The organism is Roseomonas sp. TS2, from assembly GCF_058833935.1.
This window is the reverse complement of the sequence record NZ_JCACVY010000330.1, coordinates 1-2,130: the sequence shown is the minus strand read 5'-3', so window position 1 is coordinate 2,130 and position 2,130 is coordinate 1. Positions and strand designations below refer to the sequence as shown.

Annotated in this window: 3 protein-coding genes; all 3 read left to right on the top strand. The window is 71.0% G+C overall.

Annotated features, from left to right (window positions below; all coding sequences use genetic code 11):
* Positions 1–699, top strand: a 699-nt coding sequence (locus ACZJYS_RS24110; protein WP_493180614.1) for an amino acid ABC transporter ATP-binding protein, incomplete at its 5' end; no start/stop codon positions are given.
* 18 nt (positions 700–717) lie between these two features.
* Entirely contained in the window at positions 718–1,398 is a 681-nt protein-coding gene (locus tag ACZJYS_RS24105) for an amino acid ABC transporter permease (RefSeq protein WP_109515779.1), read from the top strand.
* Positions 1,399–1,412: 14 nt separating this feature from the next.
* Entirely contained in the window at positions 1,413–2,084 is a 672-nt protein-coding gene (locus tag ACZJYS_RS24100) for an amino acid ABC transporter permease (RefSeq protein ID WP_109515780.1), read from the top strand.
* The last annotated feature ends 46 nt before the right edge of the window (positions 2,085–2,130 follow it).

The following is a 2,130-nucleotide window of genomic DNA, read 5'->3' as shown; positions in this document are numbered from 1 at the left end:
TTCGGCCCGCTGACGGTGCTGAAGGGCGTCGACCTCAGCGTGGCGGAGCGCGAGCTGGTCTTCATCATCGGCCCCTCCGGCTCCGGCAAGTCCACCCTGCTGCGCTGTCTGAACCGGCTGGAGGAGCCGGATGACGGCTCCATCCATGTCGACGGCATCGAGCTGCTGAGCCGTGCCACCGACATCAACGCGGCGCGCCGGCGCATCGGCATGGTGTTCCAGAGCTTCAACCTCTACCCGCACATGACGGCGCGGCAGAACGTGATGCTGGCGCTGCGCAAGGTGCTGAAGCAGGAGCGCGCCCAGGCCGAGGAGGCCGCCGCCCGGGCGCTCGACCGCGTCGGCCTGGCCGAGCGGATGGACCACTACCCGGCGCAGCTCTCGGGCGGGCAGCAGCAGCGCGTGGCCATCGCCCGCGCCATCGCGCTGGAGCCGCGCGTCATGCTGTTCGACGAGCCGACCAGCGCGTTGGACCCCGAGCTGGTGGGCGGCGTGCTGGCGGTGATGCGCGAGCTGCGGCAGGACGGCATGACCATGGTGGTGGTGAGCCACGAGATGGCCTTCGCCAAGGCCGCCGCCGACCGCGTGGTGTTCATGGCCGATGGCGAGAAGCTGGAGGAAGGGCCGCCCGCCCAGATCTTCGGCGACCCGCGGCACGAGCGCACCCGCGCCTTCATCCGCCAGATCGACCGGCACTGAGGCGGCGGGGCGCGCGCCATGGGCGGTCTTGAAAGCTTCCTCTTCTCCTTCTTCAACCTGAAGGTGATGGGCACCTACCTGCCGCTGATCGCGCAGGGGCTGGGGCTCACCGTCATCCTGGCGCTGCTGATCGTGGTGTCCGGCCTCGCCCTCGGGCTGGCGCTGGCGCTGCTGCGCGCCTGCGGCATCCGGCCGCTGAACTGGCTGATCATCTTCGTGGTCGACCTGTTCCGCGCCCTGCCGCCGCTGGTCATCATCGTGCTGCTGTTCTTCGGGCTGCCGGCCATGGGGCTCGGCATGTCGGGCTTCGCCGCCACCTGGCTCTCGCTGACCCTGGTGCTGATGGCCTTCGCCGAGGAAATCTACTGGGCCGGCATCACCGCCGTGCCGAAGGGGCAGTGGGAGGCGGCGCGCTCCACCGGCCTCGGCTTCTTCCAGACGCTGCGGCTGGTGGTGCTGCCGCAGGCGCTGCGCATCACCATCCCGCCGCTGACCAACCGCACCATCGCCATCACCAAGGGCACGGCGCTGGGCTCGGTGGTGGGAGTCGCCGAGATCCTGGGCGCCGCGCAGAGCGCCATGTCCTTCTCGGCCAACCCCTCGCCGCTGACGCTCGGCGCCATCGCCTACCTGATCCTGTTCATCCCCGTCGTCGCGCTCGGCCGCTGGGTCGAGACGCGCTTCGCCTGGAAGCGCTGAGGGAGCCGCCACCCATGGAAGAGTTCCTCTTCGCCTTCCTCAACGGCGACATCCTGCGCGAGGCCTGGCCGATCCTGTGGCAGGGCTTCCTCTACACCCTGGCGCTCTCCGCCATCACGGTGCCGCTCGGCCTCGCGGGCGGCGTCATCCTGGCGCTGCTCTCCACCTCCGGGCCGCGCGGCATCCGCCTCGCCGCGGCGGCGTGGACCGACCTGTTCCGCGCCATCCCGCCGCTGGTGCTGCTGGTGTTCCTCTATGCCGGGCTGCCCTTCGCCGGCATCGATGTCGGCGCCTGGGGGGCGGTGGCCATCGGCTTCTTCCTCAACACCGGCGCCTATTACGGCGAGGTGCTGCGCGCCGGCATCGGCAGCGTGCCGGCGGGGCAGATGGAGGCGGCGCGCTCCACCGGCCTCACGCGCGGGCAGGCGCTGCGCCATGTCATCCTGCCGCAGGCGGTGCGCAACGTGCTGCCCGACCTGGTGAGCAACACGCTGGAGGTGGTGAAGCTCACCTCCATCGCCTCCGTCGTCGCGCTGCCGGAGCTGCTGTTCCAGGCGCGGCAGGCGCAGAACGCCACCTACAACGCCACCCCCATCGTGGCGGCGGCGGTGGCCTACTTCCTGCTGCTCTGGCCGCTGGTGCGGCTGATCTCGCGGCTGGAGAACAAGGCGATGGCCGGGCGTTAGCGCCCGGAGGGGCCATGGCCGGGCGTTAGCGCCCGGCGCGGAAGGG

What these genes read in the sequence shown, in the direction of transcription:
- ACZJYS_RS24100 (WP_109515780.1), top strand. Translation starts at nt 1,413, where the DNA reads ATGGAAGAGTTCCTCTTCGCCTTCCTCAACGGCGACATCCTGCGCGAG.
- ACZJYS_RS24105 (WP_109515779.1), top strand. Translation starts at nt 718, where the DNA reads ATGGGCGGTCTTGAAAGCTTCCTCTTCTCCTTCTTCAACCTGAAGGTG.